Source organism: Manganibacter manganicus (assembly GCF_002075885.1).
GTDB classification, from domain to species: Bacteria; Pseudomonadota; Alphaproteobacteria; order Rhizobiales; family Rhizobiaceae; genus Mesorhizobium; species Mesorhizobium manganicum.
Genome location: NZ_MDET01000038.1, coordinates 1 through 16,251, shown reverse-complemented (window position 1 = coordinate 16,251; position 16,251 = coordinate 1). Strand labels below are relative to the sequence as shown.

Sequence of the window (16,251 nt, the reverse complement as noted above, 5' to 3'; positions counted from 1 at the left end):
CCGCCTTTATCAACCAAAGACAGCTACGGCTGATTTGATGATAATTCCGCCATCCGGGCTTCGGCGCATTTGACGTCCCGTTGCGGCGCGAAAGACGCTCGCTAACTGCAGTGCCGGCGGCACGCGTGACCAAAGTGTCCGGATGGTTTGGCGGCCACGCCGCGTTTTGCGGACCGCATTGCCGATGACGATGCGCTGCGACCAGCGGAAGCCGATCTCATGGAAATACAGGTCGGCATGCTGCGGGCTGATATGATGAAAGACGCCGACGATAGTACGGCGGACACGAGAATTGAACCCTTCAACCGAATTGACGTGGACAGCGTCACGGACGTATTCACCGTCGGAATGCTTCACGGTCTCATGCTTGGCAAAGCTCTGGCCAATAGCGAGGAATGCCTTCCACTCGTCGCTCATCAAATGAGATCCCAAGTCGATCTGCGCCTCAATGACGCGTTCGCTTGCTCGCACCGAGAGGCCGGTAACGACCGCAGCACGCGCGTCACCGGCAAGCGTGCCCGGCGTGATGTCACTCGATCGCTGCACCATTGCCATCACCGGTGTTTTCTGCGTGTTCGCCTGACCTTTCCGGCCTCTTCCCGAAGGCTGGTCATCGGGATGCTTTCTGGGTCTTCCGCCAAGATGAAAATGATCAATCTCCACCGTACCGTCGAGCATATGCTCCCGCGCCACCATGAGACGCAGCGCATGTCCCATCCGCCAGGCCGTTGGCTGACTCACTCCGAGAGCTTCGGCCAAGCGCACCGAGGACATGCCCTTGTCCGATTGCAGCATCAACCACATGGCCTTCAGCCAGACCCGTAGAGGAAGCTTCGTGGAGTGCAGAGGCGTGTGCGTTGTCACTGTGAATTGGAACCGGCAGTCGCCGCTCGAGCACTGATACAGCCCCGGTCGGGCGCGCCGCTTACCCACATCCCGGCCGGCGATCGCGATCGAGCGCTTGTAACCGCAGGCGGGACAAATCCTGCCATCCGGCCACACCATGCTTTCCAGCAGCCGACGACAATGATCTTCACTACGGAACGCCAAAATCATGTCTTCGACGGTCCGAATGTTAGATAGCGCCGCAAGCATCGTTTCAGGCATTTTCATCTCCTTCAGACCAGCCGGAAGAATCGCATGAAAAGTGCGGGATCACAACGATATTGCTGTCTTTGGTTGATAAAGGCGGATTGCTCTAAAAGATCAAGCCCGGTTGCAGTCGGTTTTTCGCCGTGACGGGCTAAATCGATTGTAGTGACAGGCACTTGGCCAACTTGTCTTGCCTTTCGCATTGCAGCACCATATTCGCTGGTGACCGGGAACGAAAATCTGCTTCCCGCGTGGTCGGAACTGCCGCGAACGGGAGAACACATGACCAAATGGGTTTACACCTTCGGCGACGGTGCGGCTGAAGGGCGTGCGAGCGACAAGCCGCTGCTTGGTGGCAAGGGTGCAAATCTTGCCGAAATGTGCAGCCTCGGTCTACCGGTGCCGCCCGGCTTTACCATCACCAGTGAGGTCTGCAACTGGTTCTATGCCAACGATAACAGCTATCCGCCCTCGCTGACCGTCGATGTCGATGCTGCGCTCGGGCACATTTCGCGCCTGACCGGCAGGGGCTTTGGCGATCCGGATAAATTGTTGCTGGTGTCGGTGCGCTCGGGGGCTCGCGCTTCCATGCCCGGCATGATGGATACTGTTCTCAACCTTGGCCTGAATGACGAAACGGTCGAGGCGTTGGCCGCCGATTCCGGCGACGAGCGCTTCGCCTATGACAGCTACAGGCGCTTCATCCAGATGTATTCCAACGTCGTGCTGGGGCTGGACCACGAGGTTTTCGAGGAAATCCTCGAGGACCGCAAGGCACGTCTCGGCCGTGAACTCGATACGGAACTGACGGCAGCCGAATGGCAGGAGATCATTGCGCTTTACAAAGCAAGGATCGAGGAGGAATTGGGAAATCCATTTCCTCAGGATCCGAAAGAGCAGCTTTGGGGCGCGATCGGCGCGGTGTTCTCGAGTTGGATGAACCAGCGCGCCATCACCTATCGCCGCTTGCACGACATTCCCGAAAGCTGGGGCACGGCGGTCAATGTGCAGGCCATGGTCTTCGGCAATATGGGCGAGACGTCGGCCACCGGCGTTGCCTTCACGCGCAATCCTTCGACCGGCGAACACGCGCTTTATGGCGAGTTCCTGGTCAATGCCCAGGGCGAGGACGTGGTGGCGGGTATTCGCACGCCGCAAAACATCACCGAGGCCGCTCGCATCGCCGCCGGCTCCGACAAGCCGTCGCTGGAAAAGCTGATGCCGGAGGCGTTCGACGCTTTCGTTACCATTTCCGGTCGGCTGGAAAAGCACTACCGCGACATGCAGGATCTTGAATTCACCATCGAGCGCGGCAAATTGTGGATGCTGCAAACCCGTTCGGGCAAGCGTACCGCCAAGGCGGCGCTCAAGATCGCGGTGGACATGGCAAGAGAGGGGCTGATCTCGACGAAGGAGGCCGTCGCGCGTGTCGATCCCGCTTCGCTCGATCAATTGCTGCATCCGACCATCGATCCGAAAGCCGAGCGCAATGTTATCGGCGTGGGGCTGCCGGCATCGCCTGGCGCTGCGACCGGGGAGATCGTGTTCTCCTCCGATGAAGCGGAGGAATTAAGCGGGCTCGGCCGCAAGGTGATCCTTGTACGCGTCGAGACCAGCCCGGAAGATATTCACGGCATGCATGCCGCCGAAGGAATTTTGACAACGCGAGGCGGCATGACCAGCCACGCTGCCGTGGTGGCGCGCGGCATGGGCAAGCCTTGCGTGTCGGGCGCCGGCTCGCTGCGCGTCGATCATCGCAACGGCACGCTTCTGGCGATGGGGCAGACTTTCAAAAAGGGAGATATCATTACGATAGACGGCAGCAATGGGCAGGTGCTGAAAGGTGCTGTCGCCATGCTGCAGCCGGAGCTTTCGGGCGATTTTGCCGCCATCATGGAATGGGCGGATGCGGCGCGGCGCATGAAGGTGCGCACCAATGCCGAGACGCCGGCTGATGCGCGCATGGCGCGCTCTTTCGGTGCGGAGGGGATCGGCCTTTGCCGGACCGAGCATATGTTCTTCGACGGCGACCGCATCACCGCCATGCGCGAGATGATCCTGGCTGACACGGAAAAAGGCAGGCGCGGTGCATTGGACAAGCTCTTGCCCATGCAGCGCTCGGATTTCCTCGAATTGTTCGAGATCATGGCCGGTCTGCCGGTGACGATCCGTCTCCTCGATCCGCCCCTGCATGAATTCCTGCCGAAGACGGAGAAGGAAATTGCCGAGGTCGCGCAAGTGATGGATGTTCCGGCCGACCGGCTGCGCCAGCGCACCGATGCACTGCACGAGTTCAACCCGATGCTCGGTCATCGCGGCTGCCGGCTTGCGGTCTCCTATCCCGAAATTGCCGAGATGCAGGCGCGCGCCATTTTCGAGGCCGCGGTGGAAGCGGGCCGCAAGGCGGGCGAACTGGTTGTTCCCGAAATCATGGTGCCGCTGGTGAGCTTGAAGAGCGAACTCGACTATGTGAAGGCACGCATCGACCAGATTGCCCGCAACGTCATGGAAGAAACGAACGTTCATATCGACTATCTCGTCGGCACCATGATCGAACTGCCGCGCGCGGCCGTGCGCGCCCATGTAATTGCCGAGACGGCTGAATTCTTCTCCTTCGGCACCAACGACCTGACCCAGACCACATTCGGCATCAGCCGCGACGATGCGTCGTCCTTCCTGGAGACCTATCGCAAGAAGGGTGTCATCGATCAGGATCCGTTCGTTTCGATCGACGTGGACGGTGTCGGCGAATTGGTGCGGCTGGCGGCCGACAAGGGCAGGGCGCAACGGCCCGGCATCAAGCTCGGCATTTGTGGCGAGCATGGCGGCGATCCGGCCTCGATCCATTTTTGCGAAGATGTCGGACTGGATTATGTGTCCTGTTCACCCTTCCGCGTGCCAATCGCAAGGTTGGCGGCTGCTCAGGCCGCGATCAAGAAGGGGTGACCGGCAAAAAGCCAAGGCTCAGGCCGCAGCCTGCAATACGTCCATCAGACCGGCATAGGCCGGCGCGATACGAGCGAGCGGGTGATTGCTTTTGGCAATCGATTCCACTTTGAGCGCGCCGCCGCCGACGGGCTGCGTCAACAGCAGGATGCGGAACTCGCTCCCTTCGCCAACCGACGCTGCCGCGACATGCTGCTCCTGGTCTTTGTCCTGCACGCGCGACTTGAACAGCAGGCGTCCGCCGACAGCTTCGAGGGCCTCGGTCATGACGGCAGTGAAATCGTCTTCCGTCACCGTAACGGTTTTTATTTCCGGCTCGACCAGACTTTCGGCCAGCATGCTTTCCAAAGCAGCGTCATCCAGTTCCGCACTCATAGCGAACCTCATCAAGTCGCCAATCGCGCCCCGCACAGAAAAGCCTTCGCCTCGACATTGGCAGTATTGTGACGCCGGCCCGCATATACGCCCGCGCGCTGATGGTTTCCTGAGAAAGGCTGCCGTTGCGGCCCTGGATGTGTTGTTCTAAGCCTTCTGGTGGGCGGAGAGCATTGCGCTACATCATGAACGAGTATCCTGAACGTCAAACATCAAGGATGGCTGGCTGGTCCCGGCGTATCGCGGCTTTCTCCGCCGCCCTGCTCCTCACCGCCTGGGTGGGGCACCATTATGGCCTGACTGAAACGCTGGCCTTTCTCTGGGTGCTCGCCCTCGTCGTGGTGCTTGCTGCGTTGGCCCTGCTTCTCGTAGGGTTTGCCTTTGCAAGATTGTGGGCTTTCGGCGAAGGCAGCGGACGGGATATCGGGATTGCGACAGTGATTTCGATTCTGGTGCTTATTCCGTTTGGCCTGATCGCCTATTGGGCAGCGTCTTATCCGCCCTTGCGCGATGTCTCGACCGATCTCGACGATCTGCCGCGCCTTGCTCCCGCGCTGGCAACAGATGTGGGACAGGGCGTGCACCTGCCGCCGACGCCGGGCGAGCGCAATTTGCAGCAACAGGCCTATCCGCTTGTCGTCGGGCGGCGCTACGATCTGCCATTCGCCGACACGGCAGGTGCGGCGGAATCCGTCGCCCGGCGGCAGGGCTGGCGTTTCGATGCGCCACTGGCGGTTCCGAATGACGCACAGAAAGAGGTGACCATCCGTGCGACGGCGTCCAGTTTTCTTCTCGATCTCCCGTCCGACATCGCCATCAGGGTCCGCAGGGGTAACAAATCCACATTGGTCGATATGCGCTCCGCCTCGCGTTATGGCCGTCTCGATCTTGGGGATAACGCGGCGCGGATCGTCGGATTTCTTGCTGAACTGGACCAGGAGGTCGCGGCTCGAGCTGGTATAGCCGAGCCGCGATAGAGCATTTTGCAGCCAGACGGAATCGTCCGGCGTGGCACAAATGCGGCTAAGAAAATCAAGCTGGAGTAGTGGAAAAGCATTCGTCAGAATGCCCGCTGCTCGAGGCGATCAGCGGACAGTGAATTGGCCGTCGATTGCCACGTCGCCGTTCGTGTACACCAGGCCCCGCGCCACCATATCCTCCAGATGGGCAAGAACGGAAAGGCCAGCCGCACCATGCAGCCGGGGATCGGTATCGCGATAGATCGCCTCGACAATCGCTGGGATTGTACTATCGCCTGCCCGCACCCGTTCCAGAATGGCGCGTTCACGCATCTTCCGATGAGCTCGCAAGCCGCGCATGAAACGCCGCGGGTTTTTTATCGGGCCGCCATGGCCCGGCAAAAGCAGATAATCGGTGCGCTCGATCAGTTTGTCGAGCGATGTCATGTAGTCGGTCATCGCGCCGTCGGGAGGCGCGACGATGGTGGTCGCCCAGGCCATCACATGATCTGCGGGAAACAGGATGCCGGTGCCTTCCAGTGCGAAAGCGGCATGGTTTGCGGCATGACCGGGTGTCAGGACGGTTCGTATTGCCCAGCCGTCGCCCTCGACCAATTCTCCATCCGCAAGCATCGCATCCGGCTTGAAATCAGTGTCGGCGCTGGCATCGAGCGGATTGGTCTCACCGATACGCAATGGACGGGCCGGGCGGTGCGGCCCTTCTGCGAGAACGGTGGCGCCTGTTCGCGCCTTCAGCTTTTTTGCCAAAGGAGAATGATCGCGGTGCGTATGGCTGACAAGAATATGGCTGACCGGCCTGTCCGCTATGGCTCTCAGCAGTGCGGTGAGATGTGAGTCGTCGTCGGGGCCTGGGTCGATCACAGCCAGTGTGTCGTGCCCTATGATATAGCTATTGGTGCCATAAAAAGTGAAGGGCGATGGGTTGTTGGCGGTGAGGCGCAGGACGTCAGGCGCCACAGGCACTGCGGTGCCGTATGCCGGATCGAACCGTTTGTCGAACTCGAACGCCATTGGCTTGAAACCTTGGAGTTTTGGCAAAACCGATTGCCGCTTAGCATGGAAGGCCATATAGGAAAACGCAGGGCGTGATCGATGCGCCGGATTGAATCGGAATGGGGATGACCATGGCAATCGCTAGCACACGTCCGCTTGTTTCTTTCGCCCTGCCGCAGAAAGGCGCCGCGCGCCTGGCAGCGCAGTTGGCGCTGGCCATCGGCGGCACGCTTCTGTTGACCGTGTCGGCCAAGACGAAAGTCATGCTCGGCCCGGTCGATATGTCGATGCAGACCCTGGCGGTGTTCCTGATCGCGGCGAGCTTCGGCATGCGCCTCGGCGTTGCCACGCTGCTCCTCTATATGGCCGAGGGCGCGATGGGTTATCCGGTATTCCAGGCCACGCCGGAAAAGGGCATCGGCCTTGCCTATATGCTGGGCTCCACGGGGGGCTATCTCGCCGGTTTCGTGGTCATGGCTGCTATTGTCGGCTGGGCCGCAGATCGCGGCTGGGATCGCTCGATCGTCAAGTTTTTCGGCGCTGTGCTGACCGCTGAAATCGTCATGATGGCGATGGGCTTTGGCTGGCTGGCGATGTTGATCGGCGCCGATAAGGCCTGGCAGTTCGGCGTCATGCCTTTCATCGTGCCTGATCTCATCAAGGTAGCGTTGGCTGCGGCCATCGTGCCAGCGGTCTGGTCGGTACTGCCCAAGCGCCGCTAAGGCGCTGGGCGGTTTCCACGCGATGGCGCGAGACGGCCGGCCCGTCGTCAGCTATCGGTTTGTGCGGATAAACTCAGGGCGATGAGGGTTGCTTGGCCATTGTAGCCAGACCACGCTGTCGATATGGTTTTGGTGAGTCGAGCCATCAAATGGCCCGGCTGGGAATGCAGGATCGTACGGGATAATCCCTTCTTTTGGTTTATATGAGCGAATTGGGGAAGGGCCGGGGGGCTATACATTCGGTCGAGGAGAGTATGGCCCGATGAAACTACGCGACTTTGCCGGCAAACTTCGAGTTTGGCGGCTTGGCGGTTCGTTCCTGGACCTGGCAACCGCGTATGCTGCTTTTGTGCTCTCCTATATCACGGTCTATGGCGACAGGCTGTTCAGTTCTGTTCCCGGACTTCATGCAAAGGCATTCGCCTTTGCCGTGATCTTTGCCGTCTTCTTCTGGCTCTTTTCGATGCACCGGGGATCGTGGCGCTATGTCTCCATCCCGAATCTCGTTACGATCCTCAAAGTGGCGCTGGCTGCCGTTGTCACTTATACCGTTGCCGCGTTTTTGACGACACGCGGAACGAATGTACCGCGTTCGGTTCCCGTCCTGAGCTTCCTTTATCTCGTCGCAGGTCTTTCCTCTACGCGGCTCGCCTATCGGCTGCTGATGGAGCGGGCGTTTTTTCGACCGTCAGGTTCGGAGCGCTCCGTGCCACGCAAGACGGTCAATGTGCTGCTTTATGGCCTGACGGATAATGCGGAGAGTTTTATCCGTGCCAGCCGGCGCGGCGCCGCCAGCGAATTCAACGTTGTCGGCATTCTTGACGACAGCATCCTGAGCCAGGCCCGGATTGTTCACGGGGTCAAGGTTCGCGGCGATTTTGCCGAATTGAAGAACGTCGTCCAACGCTTCAAGAAAAAAGGGATCGTGATCTCGGAGTTGATCGTTACGCAGAATGCACCAGACCGCCGGCATCTGGCGGAGGTAGTGGAAGCCAGTGCGCATCTGGGGTTGAAAGCGTCGCGTATTCCGGATTTTACTGAGACGTCGCTTTTGACGAACCAGACGATCCTGCAGCCGAAGACGATCGATCTCGGCGATCTGCTTGGACGCCCCGAAGTGACGGCGGACTTTGAAGGCGTGGCAAGGCTTATCAATGGCAAGGCCATTCTGGTAACCGGCGCCGGCGGCTCGATCGGGTCGGAATTATGCCGGCAGATCGCGGCGTTCGGCCCGCAGCGCCTTATTCTGACGGATAGTTCGGAATTCCATCTCTATCTGCTGGATATGGAGATCCGAGGAAAATTTCCCCAACTGAACGTGGTTACGGCTATCTTGGATGTCCGCGAGAGCGGGCGTGTCGATAACATCTTTGCCGAGTTCAAACCCGACACGGTCTTTCACGCGGCAGCACTGAAACATGTTCCCCTCGTTGAAGCGAATGCCGTCGAGGGAATCAAGACCAATCTTCTCGGTACACGCAACGTTGCCGATGCTGCTGTCAGACATGATATCGCGAATTTCGTGATGATTTCGACGGATAAGGCCGTCAACCCGACAAACGTCATGGGGGCGACAAAGCGGGCGGCAGAGGCCTATTGTCAATCGCTTGATGTCGGTTCCGTCAAGACGCGTTTCAAAACGGTCAGGTTTGGCAATGTTCTGGGCTCGAACGGGTCTGTTGTGCCGCGCTTTCAGGAGCAGATCGCCAATGGCGGTCCGGTGACGGTTACGCATCCGGAGATCGTGCGCTTCTTCATGACCATACCGGAGGCAGTTTGCCTGGTGTTGAATGCATCGGCTGTCCAGTCCGAGGAAAAGCGTGGCACGATCATGGTGCTCGACATGGGCAAGCCCGTACGAATTGTCGATCTTGCCGAGCGTATGATCCAATTGGCCGGCCTGAAGCCTTATGTCGATACGGACATCGTCTTTACCGGGTTGCGCCCAGGCGAAAAGCTGTATGAGGAACTGTTCGATCCTTCCGAGGTGCAGAAGGATCCGAAGGAAGCCTATTTCATTGCATCCCCGCGCGTCATCGACAAGGAACTGCTGCACAAGACGCTGACGACTTTGCTTGACGCTGTTCAAAACGAGGACAGGAATCGCGCAATAGCGTTGTTGAAGCACATTGTCCCCGAATATGCTCCGGCTTCTCCGGCTTCTCCGGCTTCTCCGGCTTCCCCGGCTTCTCCGGCTTCTCCGGCCTCCACGGCTTTACCGCGCGATATGGACGGCCCCGAAGAGATGGGACGTGGACGATAGATCGCCCTGTCGCCTTCGAACAAGTCACGAGGCGCACAATTATTACGCGCCGGCTCACCTGCAAGGCTTCCGCAAATCGGCAGGTGTCGCCTTGAGCGGCTAGCCGGCCACCGCCGCCACGATACGTTCCTGTGTTTCCGGTTCGAGATAGGGATGCATCGGCAGGCTGATGACACGCTGCGCCAAATCCTCGCTGACGGCTAATCCGGTCGGGTCGACAGGAAACGCATTGTAAGCATTCTGCATATGTAGCGGCACAGGGTAGTAAATCACCGTCGGTATGCCTGCGTCCTTGGCGCGCTGCTGCAGCGTCTCGCGTTCAGCCGAAGATGCCGTTTTCAGCGTGTACTGAGCCCAGACGCTCTTCAGCCCGTCGGGCACATAGGGCGTTTCGAAACGGTTCGACAGGCCGGCATTGTACCGCGAGGCCACAGCCTGCCGCTTTTCGATCTCATCACCATAAACAGCTAGCTTTTCGATGAGGATCGCGGCTTGCAGCGTATCCAGCCGGCTGTTCATGCCAATGCGTTCGTTATAATATTTATGCGTCCCCTTGCCATGAACACGGTAGGAATCGATCAGTCGGGCAAGTTCTTCATCGTCCGTAAACAGTGCGCCGCCGTCGCCATAGCAACCCAGCGGCTTGGCGGGAAAGAACGACGTTGTCGTAATATCGGCGATGGAGCCGGTCGTCTTGCCTTTGTATATGCCGCCGAAACCCTGCGCACTGTCGCCAATCAGTTTCATGTCGTTTTCATGCGCGATGGCAAGAAGGGCATCGTAGCCCGCCGGCAAACCGAACAGATCGACGGGGATGACACAGGCCGGACGAAGGCCAACTGACTTCGCCTGAATGATTGCCCGCTTCAGGCTTTCCGGGTCCATGTTGAACGTATCGGGGAGGCAATCGACAAATACGGGAGTGGCATTCAGAAAGGGCACGACCTCGGCCGTTGCGGCAAAGGTGAATGAGGGGACGAAAACGGCATCCCCCGCCTTGATGCCAAGGGCCATCAGCGCCAGTTGGAGAGCGTCGGTACCGTTGGCGCAGGTGAGGCAATGCCTGGCGCCGCAGAATTCGGCAAGCTGCTTTTCAAGCAGGCGCACCTGCGGACCCATAATGTATTGGCCCTGATCGAGCACCTGGGAGATCGCGGCATCCAGATTTTCGCGCAGGCGGGCCTGCTGGGCGGCGAGATCGATGAATGCGACGGTCATGGGCGGAGCTTTCAGCTTGGGAATTTGGACGTTGGAATGTGAATATATGGAGACCATGCGGCGATCAACACGCATTGCAGCATCGGACCGAAAGTGGAATCCGGTTTTCGCGGTATTCCGATGCTCCATCAAAGTGTTAGCGCGCCCTTTGTGCGTTCGCACGGTGTTCTAGGCTGGGCGGACAGAATACGCTCACGTATTCCGTCTCAGTGATATAAAGCCAGAAGTCGGGTGGCTTCGGCATTCCAGTTGAATTGTGTCTGGACCGCCGCTTTGCCATTTTCGCCCATTTCAGCCGCTTCTTTTGGGTGCTCCAGTACCCAGCGCATCGCGTCCGCGATTTTGAACGAATCGCGAGGGTCGACGCAGATACCGCACTTGTTGCCTTCCACGATCTCTCTCCAGAGCGGATAGTTGGACGCGATGACTGGTAAGCCAGCAGACATATATTCGAACATTTTGTTCGGTTGTGCGGCAATGTGGTTCGGGTGTGGTTGAAAAAGCACAAGACCCGCCGCCGCTGTGGATAAGAGATGAGCTACTTCTGGCCGTGTTAATTGTCCATGCTTGATAACACGGTTATCGAATGCATCGGCATCTTGCTCGGCCAAAGACGGGGGAGAAAATCCCCCTGCGATGTGCAGTTCAGCATCCATTCCCGTTGCGCAGAGATACTGGATCGCGGCGACCATTTCCGCATAACCGCGTGCAAGGGTCACACCACCCACATAGGCAAAGATTGGAAGCCGCTGCGACTTGGTGAGCTCCAGCAGTTCGCCGTCGAGCGGGAAATTTTGGACAGAAACGGTTTTTCTGGGCGGAAACCTACGACCTATGTGTGGTGTGGCAGCCGATATGCGATGGAATGCTGTGCCCGCAAATCGCTCCGCTATGTCGGCTGCAAATGCCATAGCATGCCGAGAACCGAAGGGAAGCCAGTTTTTCGTGCGGACCGTCGCGGGAACATCCTCGTGAACGTCATAGATCACCTTGAAACCGAGCGACCGAAGGGCGATCCCGATCGGGATCAATTCAGGATCGTGAAAATGAACGTAATCCGGGCTCAGATTTCGAATCATCCGAAATGCCGCGAACGATTTCGAAGCTCGATGTGTCCGATTTACCGGTTTGCCCAGATCGCGTATCGACACGCCATCAACATTATCGTCGCCGCGCCCGTCTGCGACGACAAGAGTGACTTCGTGGCCTGCTTTGGAGAGGGTCAAACATTCCTTGCGGAAAATGCGGATATCGTCACGTTTGTGAACTGTCGTCAGGTGGACTATCTGCGCCATAGCATTGTTCTAGAGACGGCCGGTTCTCATGTAAAATGCAAAACAGCGCGCCATGTGAATCAGGGAAGTTCGCTCGCAAGACCCAAAGGAAGGGAACGTTCTTTGTTGCGACTGGTGGTCATGTCTTCAGGTGACCTGACCACCATCAGAAGGAAGAGTGACACCAGCATGCCATGAGTCAACATCATGGTTAAAAAGTCGGCTCCGGTGAGCATTGTGATGACCTGGCTGAATACGATGGCGCCGACGAATGGAGCGCCGAACTTCCGGCCCAGATTGCTGAGTAGCGAAATTACAAAGCCAACACCGATCGCGTAGACCGTTGAGCCGAGCAGGCCAGCCTGCGCATAGCCGTTGCCGATAAAGCCAGTGTTTGCGGCGGTATCGGCACTGTGGAAGAATGCCTGGCCAATGACGTACTGAGGTGTGATGTCATAGGGCGATGGAACCATGCCCAGGGTGATTTTGGACATCGACCAGTAGAATTTGGGGTTCTCCCCAAAGAACGTCAAATGATCGTAATCGAGCAGGGGCGGGAGAAAGATTCCGCGGCGCACAATGATATCGACGAATAAGCCCCAAGGGGATGCGCCATCGAAAGAAAAATAGAGCGCAGCGTCTATGCATGCGAAAATGAGGGCCGCTGATAGGCCGGCAATCACCAATGAGAAGCGCATGGTTGTTAATAGGAATACATATATGGCGACCGATAAAATCGGATAGACAAGCACGCCTTTGTTGCTCGTAAACCCGAACAGAATGACCGCCATTGCAATGACTGCCGCCGCTGTGAGGTATTTTCTGTACTGCAAGGAAATCACCAAGCCGAGCGGGATTATGATTTTGGCCGTGATCGAAGTGATGTAACCAAAAATTCCGGGTAGATCGTTGGACGCCTCGGAGCGGAACTCATAGACCTGTGTGATGTCCAGGTTGAAGTTGGCAAAACCGCTGAAATGCCAGATTGCAAACAAGATCGCCACCGTGGAGGCGAGCGAAACTTGCAACAGAATCTTGCGATGTATGTAAACCGTCCGGACGACGGGAATCTGCACAGCACTGGCGATGTAGACAATGAGACAGGAATACAAAATCACCAGATATTGCCATGTCTCCTTGTCGGAGAACGCGTACACGATCGACGAAGGGATGATGTAGATCGCCAAAAGGCAGTTGAGGAAGAATGATCGCAGGTTGTTTTTTTGAGGCGTTATCGCGACAAACGCGATGATCAGAATCATGGAAAAAGGAACCTTTTCCAAATTGATCGCGACATCGAAGCCCATATAGGCCGAAGTGGAAAATACAAAATAAACGTAGAGACACGCCAACAGCAGGTACTCGATCGAATACCACGCCAGCATGCTTGCGCAGCGATAAACGATGCGCGAACTCGACGATGAATCCTGTGGTGATGTCATTGCGAGTGGAAATAACATAGACGCTAAATAGCTTCAAATTATAGGGTTAAAATCGAAGTGTCATCTAAGCCCGGTATCGACCGTAACAATGCGGTTTCCGTATTTCTCATGGGAGCGTTACCTGCGGTTGGAGGTAGCGCCATCTCAATATTGCTGGGTGTATTTTTTGTTTGGGCGATCTTGTCTCTGTTGATGAGGCGCTTCGAATTCAGCATGTCGCATTCCGATATGCGACTGGCGTGCTCCTTTTCAGCGTTTCCCGTCCTGGTTTTGTTGACGGCATTGGCTGGAGAACACCCCGGTACGGGTGCTTTGAAGTCACTGTTGCTGCTGCCATTTCTTTCTCTCTGGGTGATGATCCCTCGGCTGCGAGCCGGGCGGGGAAACTATATTCCTCATTATGTTTGCGGCGCTGCTTGCGGCGCAATTGGTGCGATTGTGTTCGCTACTTTTCAATGGGCGTTCCCAATGCGGCCGGAGGGCGGTGCCGGCAACCCGGCGGTGTTTGCAATTATGGTTCTGGCACTTACCGCAGTGGCTTCACTTAATATCACTGCACGCAACCCGATTATGAAGGGTCTGTCTTGGGCTGGGGTATTGGCGGGATTATCTTCTGTCGTTATCGCGCTCGTGCGTGGCGTTTGGATTGCAACTGTTTTCATTGTTGCTGGCATCTTCTCTTATGCGCCCCAGCAATTTAAAAAACCTGCGGTCCTGTGGTCTGCTGCTGCGGTCCTGGCTTTTATCGTGGTCAGCGTTGTCCTTGTTGCGCCATCATTTCCCTCATTCACGAAAAATTTCATACATAGTGCTTCCTCGTTGTCGCGGATTTTCCTTAATCTCGATAGTGAAACCGGTGTGCAAAGTGTCGATTTGCGTATCGATATGTGGTCTGGCGCTTGGAGGGCAATCCTCGATTCACCATGGACCGGCTACGGCATCCAAAATGGCATGGATGCAGTGCGCGCTCATTTGCCGGCGGACGTCGCCGAAAAAATCATCTTTACACATGCCCATAACGGTTTTCTTACTTTCGCTCTCGATGGCGGCATTGTGTTGCTGGGATCCGTCATTGCGATGCTTGTCATGCCTGTCGTGATTGCCTGGAAGGCGCCGCGCGACGAAACTCACAGGAAACGCCTCTTCCTTGCTTTGTTGGTGAGCGCGGTCTACGCGCTTTGCGGTATGACACAGATCATGTTCCGGCATGACATCATGGATAGCTTCTTCATCTTCAACACCATTATCGTCGCCGCATCCATTCCTTCGCGAGCCGTTATGGGAGTTGAAACTGAAAACTTGACCCGATTGGACACCCGGCAAGAAGATGACTGATAGGCCGTTGTTTGTCACCGGCGCCAGCGGGTTCATCGGTCGCAGTGTCGTAGTTCGACTTCTCGAAGATGGACATCGGCTGCTTCTGGCCGAAACAACTTCCTATCCTTCTCGATGGCGAAATGACCCTCGCATTCAATTCATCGGACTGAAACGGTTGGAGAAAGAGAAAAATCTAGCCAAGCTCGTTGGTAATTCTTGCGGGATTGTCCATTTGGCGGGATTGGCCCATGTTGCTAAGGGTGACAATGACAATCCTGGTCAGCGTTTTTTCAGGCTAACGCCTTGGCAACGGCCAATCTCGTTGAGGCTGCGATGCAGCTTGAGACCAATATGTTTATCCACGTCAGTGAGCTACCCCCCGAAATTCGGACACTGACATAAGCTATGATTTGCGGTCTGCTGATCTTCGACGAAAAGGAGATCAGAGATGTCGAAACGCAAGCAGCACGCGCCTGAGTTCAAGGCGAAGGTCGCCCTGGAAGCCTTGAAGGGCGAAGAGACCGCAGCCGAGCTGGCAAGCCGGTTCGGAGTTCATCCGACGATGGTTCACCAGTGGAAACGCGCTCTGCTCGAAGGCGCCTCGGGTGTGTTCGAACGCAATGGCCGGAAAAAGCCCGAGATCGACGAGGAGCAGGTGAAGGAGCTCCACGCCAAGATCGGGGAGCTGGCGGTGGCCAACTCTTTTTTGGAAAGAAAGCTGAAGCCCTGGGGCGGGAAGTGAGGCGCGGCATGGTTGAGCCGGATCATCCGGAATTGTCGATCACTCGGCAATGCAAGCTGCTGTCGATCTCACGCTCGTCCTTCTATTACACCCCGAAGGGGGAGACCGCGCAGAACCTGGCCCTCATGCGGCTGATCGACGAACAGTTCCTGGAAACGCCCTTTTTCGGTGTCCGGCAGATGACCTGGCATTTGCGCAACGACGGCCATCTGGTGAACGAGAAGCGGATACGCCGGCTGATGCGGCTCATGGGATTGATGCCGATCTACCAGAAACCCACTACCAGCAGACCGGCGAAGGGGCACAAGACCTATCCCTACCTGCTGAAGGGACTGCGCGTGGAGCGGCCCAACCAGGTCTGGTGCGCCGATATCACTTATGTGCCGATGCGGCGCGGGTTTCTCTACCTGGTTGCCATCATGGACTGGCACACCCGAAAGGTCCTAGCCTGGCGCATCTCGAACACGCTGGAGGCCGATTTCTGCGTCGAGGCGCTGAACGAGGCCATCTACAAGTTCGGGCTGCCGGAAATCATGAATACCGATCAGGGCAGCCAGTTCACCTCTTTCGCCTGGACCGATCGCCTGCGCCACACCGGCGTGCGCATCTCGATGGATGGAAAGGGTCGGTTCCTCGACAATATCTTCATCGAAAGGTTGTGGCGGACCCTGAAATACGAGTGCGTCTACCTGCATGCCTGGGAGACCGGATCAGAAGCGAGGGCGGGCATCCGGAAATGGATGACCTTCTACAACCACCAACGCCCACATTCAGCCCTTGGCGGCAGACCGCCCGCCGTGGTCTATTGGCTGAGAAAAGACGAAACCCAACCCGATCAGCAGGTGCAGAGAGTAGCTTAATTTATGCCAGATCCTGTCCAACGATCG

Annotated in this window: 13 protein-coding genes; 7 read left to right on the top strand and 6 right to left on the bottom strand. The window is 57.2% G+C overall.

All coding sequences use genetic code 11. The features are described from left to right. Window positions 1-9: 9 nt before the first annotated feature. Window positions 10-1,107, bottom strand: coding sequence for an IS1595 family transposase (locus BFN67_RS18785; RefSeq protein ID WP_080919639.1), 1,098 nt, complete (start codon window positions 1,105-1,107; stop codon window positions 10-12). Window positions 1,108-1,374: 267 nt separating this feature from the next. Here BFN67_RS18785 and ppdK point away from each other — a divergent pair, with 267 nt between their 5' ends. Beyond that, window positions 1,375-4,038: a pyruvate, phosphate dikinase gene (ppdK, locus tag BFN67_RS18780; RefSeq protein WP_080921062.1), complete on the top strand. Its 2,664-nt coding sequence runs from the start codon at window positions 1,375-1,377 to the stop codon at window positions 4,036-4,038. Window positions 4,039-4,056: 18 nt separating this feature from the next. On the opposite strand, the gene BFN67_RS18775 is transcribed toward ppdK, so the two are convergent. Beyond that, the gene (locus BFN67_RS18775; RefSeq protein WP_080921059.1) at window positions 4,057-4,413 is read right to left on the bottom strand and encodes a hypothetical protein; all 357 of its coding nucleotides are present in this window, start codon (window positions 4,411-4,413) and stop codon (window positions 4,057-4,059) included. 185 nt (window positions 4,414-4,598) lie between these two features. Between BFN67_RS18775 and BFN67_RS18770 the strand changes: the two genes are divergently transcribed. Further along, window positions 4,599-5,390, top strand: coding sequence for a DUF1499 domain-containing protein (locus BFN67_RS18770; protein WP_080921058.1), 792 nt, complete (start codon window positions 4,599-4,601; stop codon window positions 5,388-5,390). A gap of 108 nt (window positions 5,391-5,498) precedes the next feature. Here BFN67_RS18770 and BFN67_RS18765 read toward each other — a convergent pair whose 3' ends face one another. Continuing rightward, the gene (locus BFN67_RS18765) at window positions 5,499-6,404 is read right to left on the bottom strand and encodes an MBL fold metallo-hydrolase (RefSeq protein WP_080921057.1); all 906 of its coding nucleotides are present in this window, start codon (window positions 6,402-6,404) and stop codon (window positions 5,499-5,501) included. Between the two features lie 113 nt (window positions 6,405-6,517). On the opposite strand from BFN67_RS18765, the gene BFN67_RS18760 reads away from it, so the two are divergent. After that, window positions 6,518-7,108, top strand: coding sequence for a biotin transporter BioY (locus tag BFN67_RS18760; protein ID WP_080921061.1), 591 nt, complete (start codon window positions 6,518-6,520; stop codon window positions 7,106-7,108). Window positions 7,109-7,370: 262 nt separating this feature from the next. Next, window positions 7,371-9,371 (top strand): polysaccharide biosynthesis protein, encoded by a 2,001-nt coding sequence (locus BFN67_RS18755; RefSeq protein WP_080921056.1) that lies wholly within the window; start codon window positions 7,371-7,373, stop codon window positions 9,369-9,371. 99 nt (window positions 9,372-9,470) lie between these two features. Here BFN67_RS18755 and BFN67_RS18750 read toward each other — a convergent pair whose 3' ends face one another. The 3 genes from BFN67_RS18750 to BFN67_RS18740 all read right to left on the bottom strand — a co-directional run bounded on the left by BFN67_RS18750 (window position 9,471) and on the right by BFN67_RS18740 (window position 13,305). After that, on the bottom strand, window positions 9,471-10,589 hold the full coding sequence (locus BFN67_RS18750) for a DegT/DnrJ/EryC1/StrS family aminotransferase (RefSeq protein WP_080921060.1): 1,119 nt from the start codon (window positions 10,587-10,589) through the stop codon (window positions 9,471-9,473). A 206-nt stretch (window positions 10,590-10,795) separates the two neighbouring features. After that, window positions 10,796-11,884, bottom strand: coding sequence for a glycosyltransferase family 4 protein (locus BFN67_RS18745; protein ID WP_080921055.1), 1,089 nt, complete (start codon window positions 11,882-11,884; stop codon window positions 10,796-10,798). A 59-nt stretch (window positions 11,885-11,943) separates the two neighbouring features. Next, window positions 11,944-13,305 carry a hypothetical protein gene (locus BFN67_RS18740; protein WP_139789253.1) on the bottom strand — a complete coding sequence of 454 codons (1,362 nt, stop codon included), beginning with the start codon at window positions 13,303-13,305 and terminating at the stop codon, window positions 11,944-11,946. A gap of 57 nt (window positions 13,306-13,362) precedes the next feature. Between BFN67_RS18740 and BFN67_RS18735 the strand changes: the two genes are divergently transcribed. The 3 genes from BFN67_RS18735 (at window position 13,363) to BFN67_RS18720 (ending at window position 16,224) form a co-directional block, all read left to right on the top strand. Beyond that, the gene (locus tag BFN67_RS18735; protein WP_139789252.1) at window positions 13,363-14,640 is read left to right on the top strand and encodes an O-antigen ligase family protein; all 1,278 of its coding nucleotides are present in this window, start codon (window positions 13,363-13,365) and stop codon (window positions 14,638-14,640) included. Next, complete coding sequence (locus BFN67_RS25250; protein WP_080921052.1) at window positions 14,633-15,019, top strand: NAD-dependent epimerase/dehydratase family protein; 387 nt, start codon at window positions 14,633-14,635, stop codon at window positions 15,017-15,019. Before BFN67_RS18735 ends, BFN67_RS25250 begins: the two co-directional genes overlap by 8 nt. A gap of 51 nt (window positions 15,020-15,070) precedes the next feature. Further along, a protein-coding gene (locus BFN67_RS18720; RefSeq protein ID WP_245295242.1) for an IS3 family transposase occupies window positions 15,071-16,224 on the top strand; the annotation gives its coding sequence in 2 pieces (ribosomal slippage) (window positions 15,071-15,323 and window positions 15,323-16,224; 1,155 coding nt in all). Window positions 16,225-16,251 lie beyond the last annotated feature (27 nt).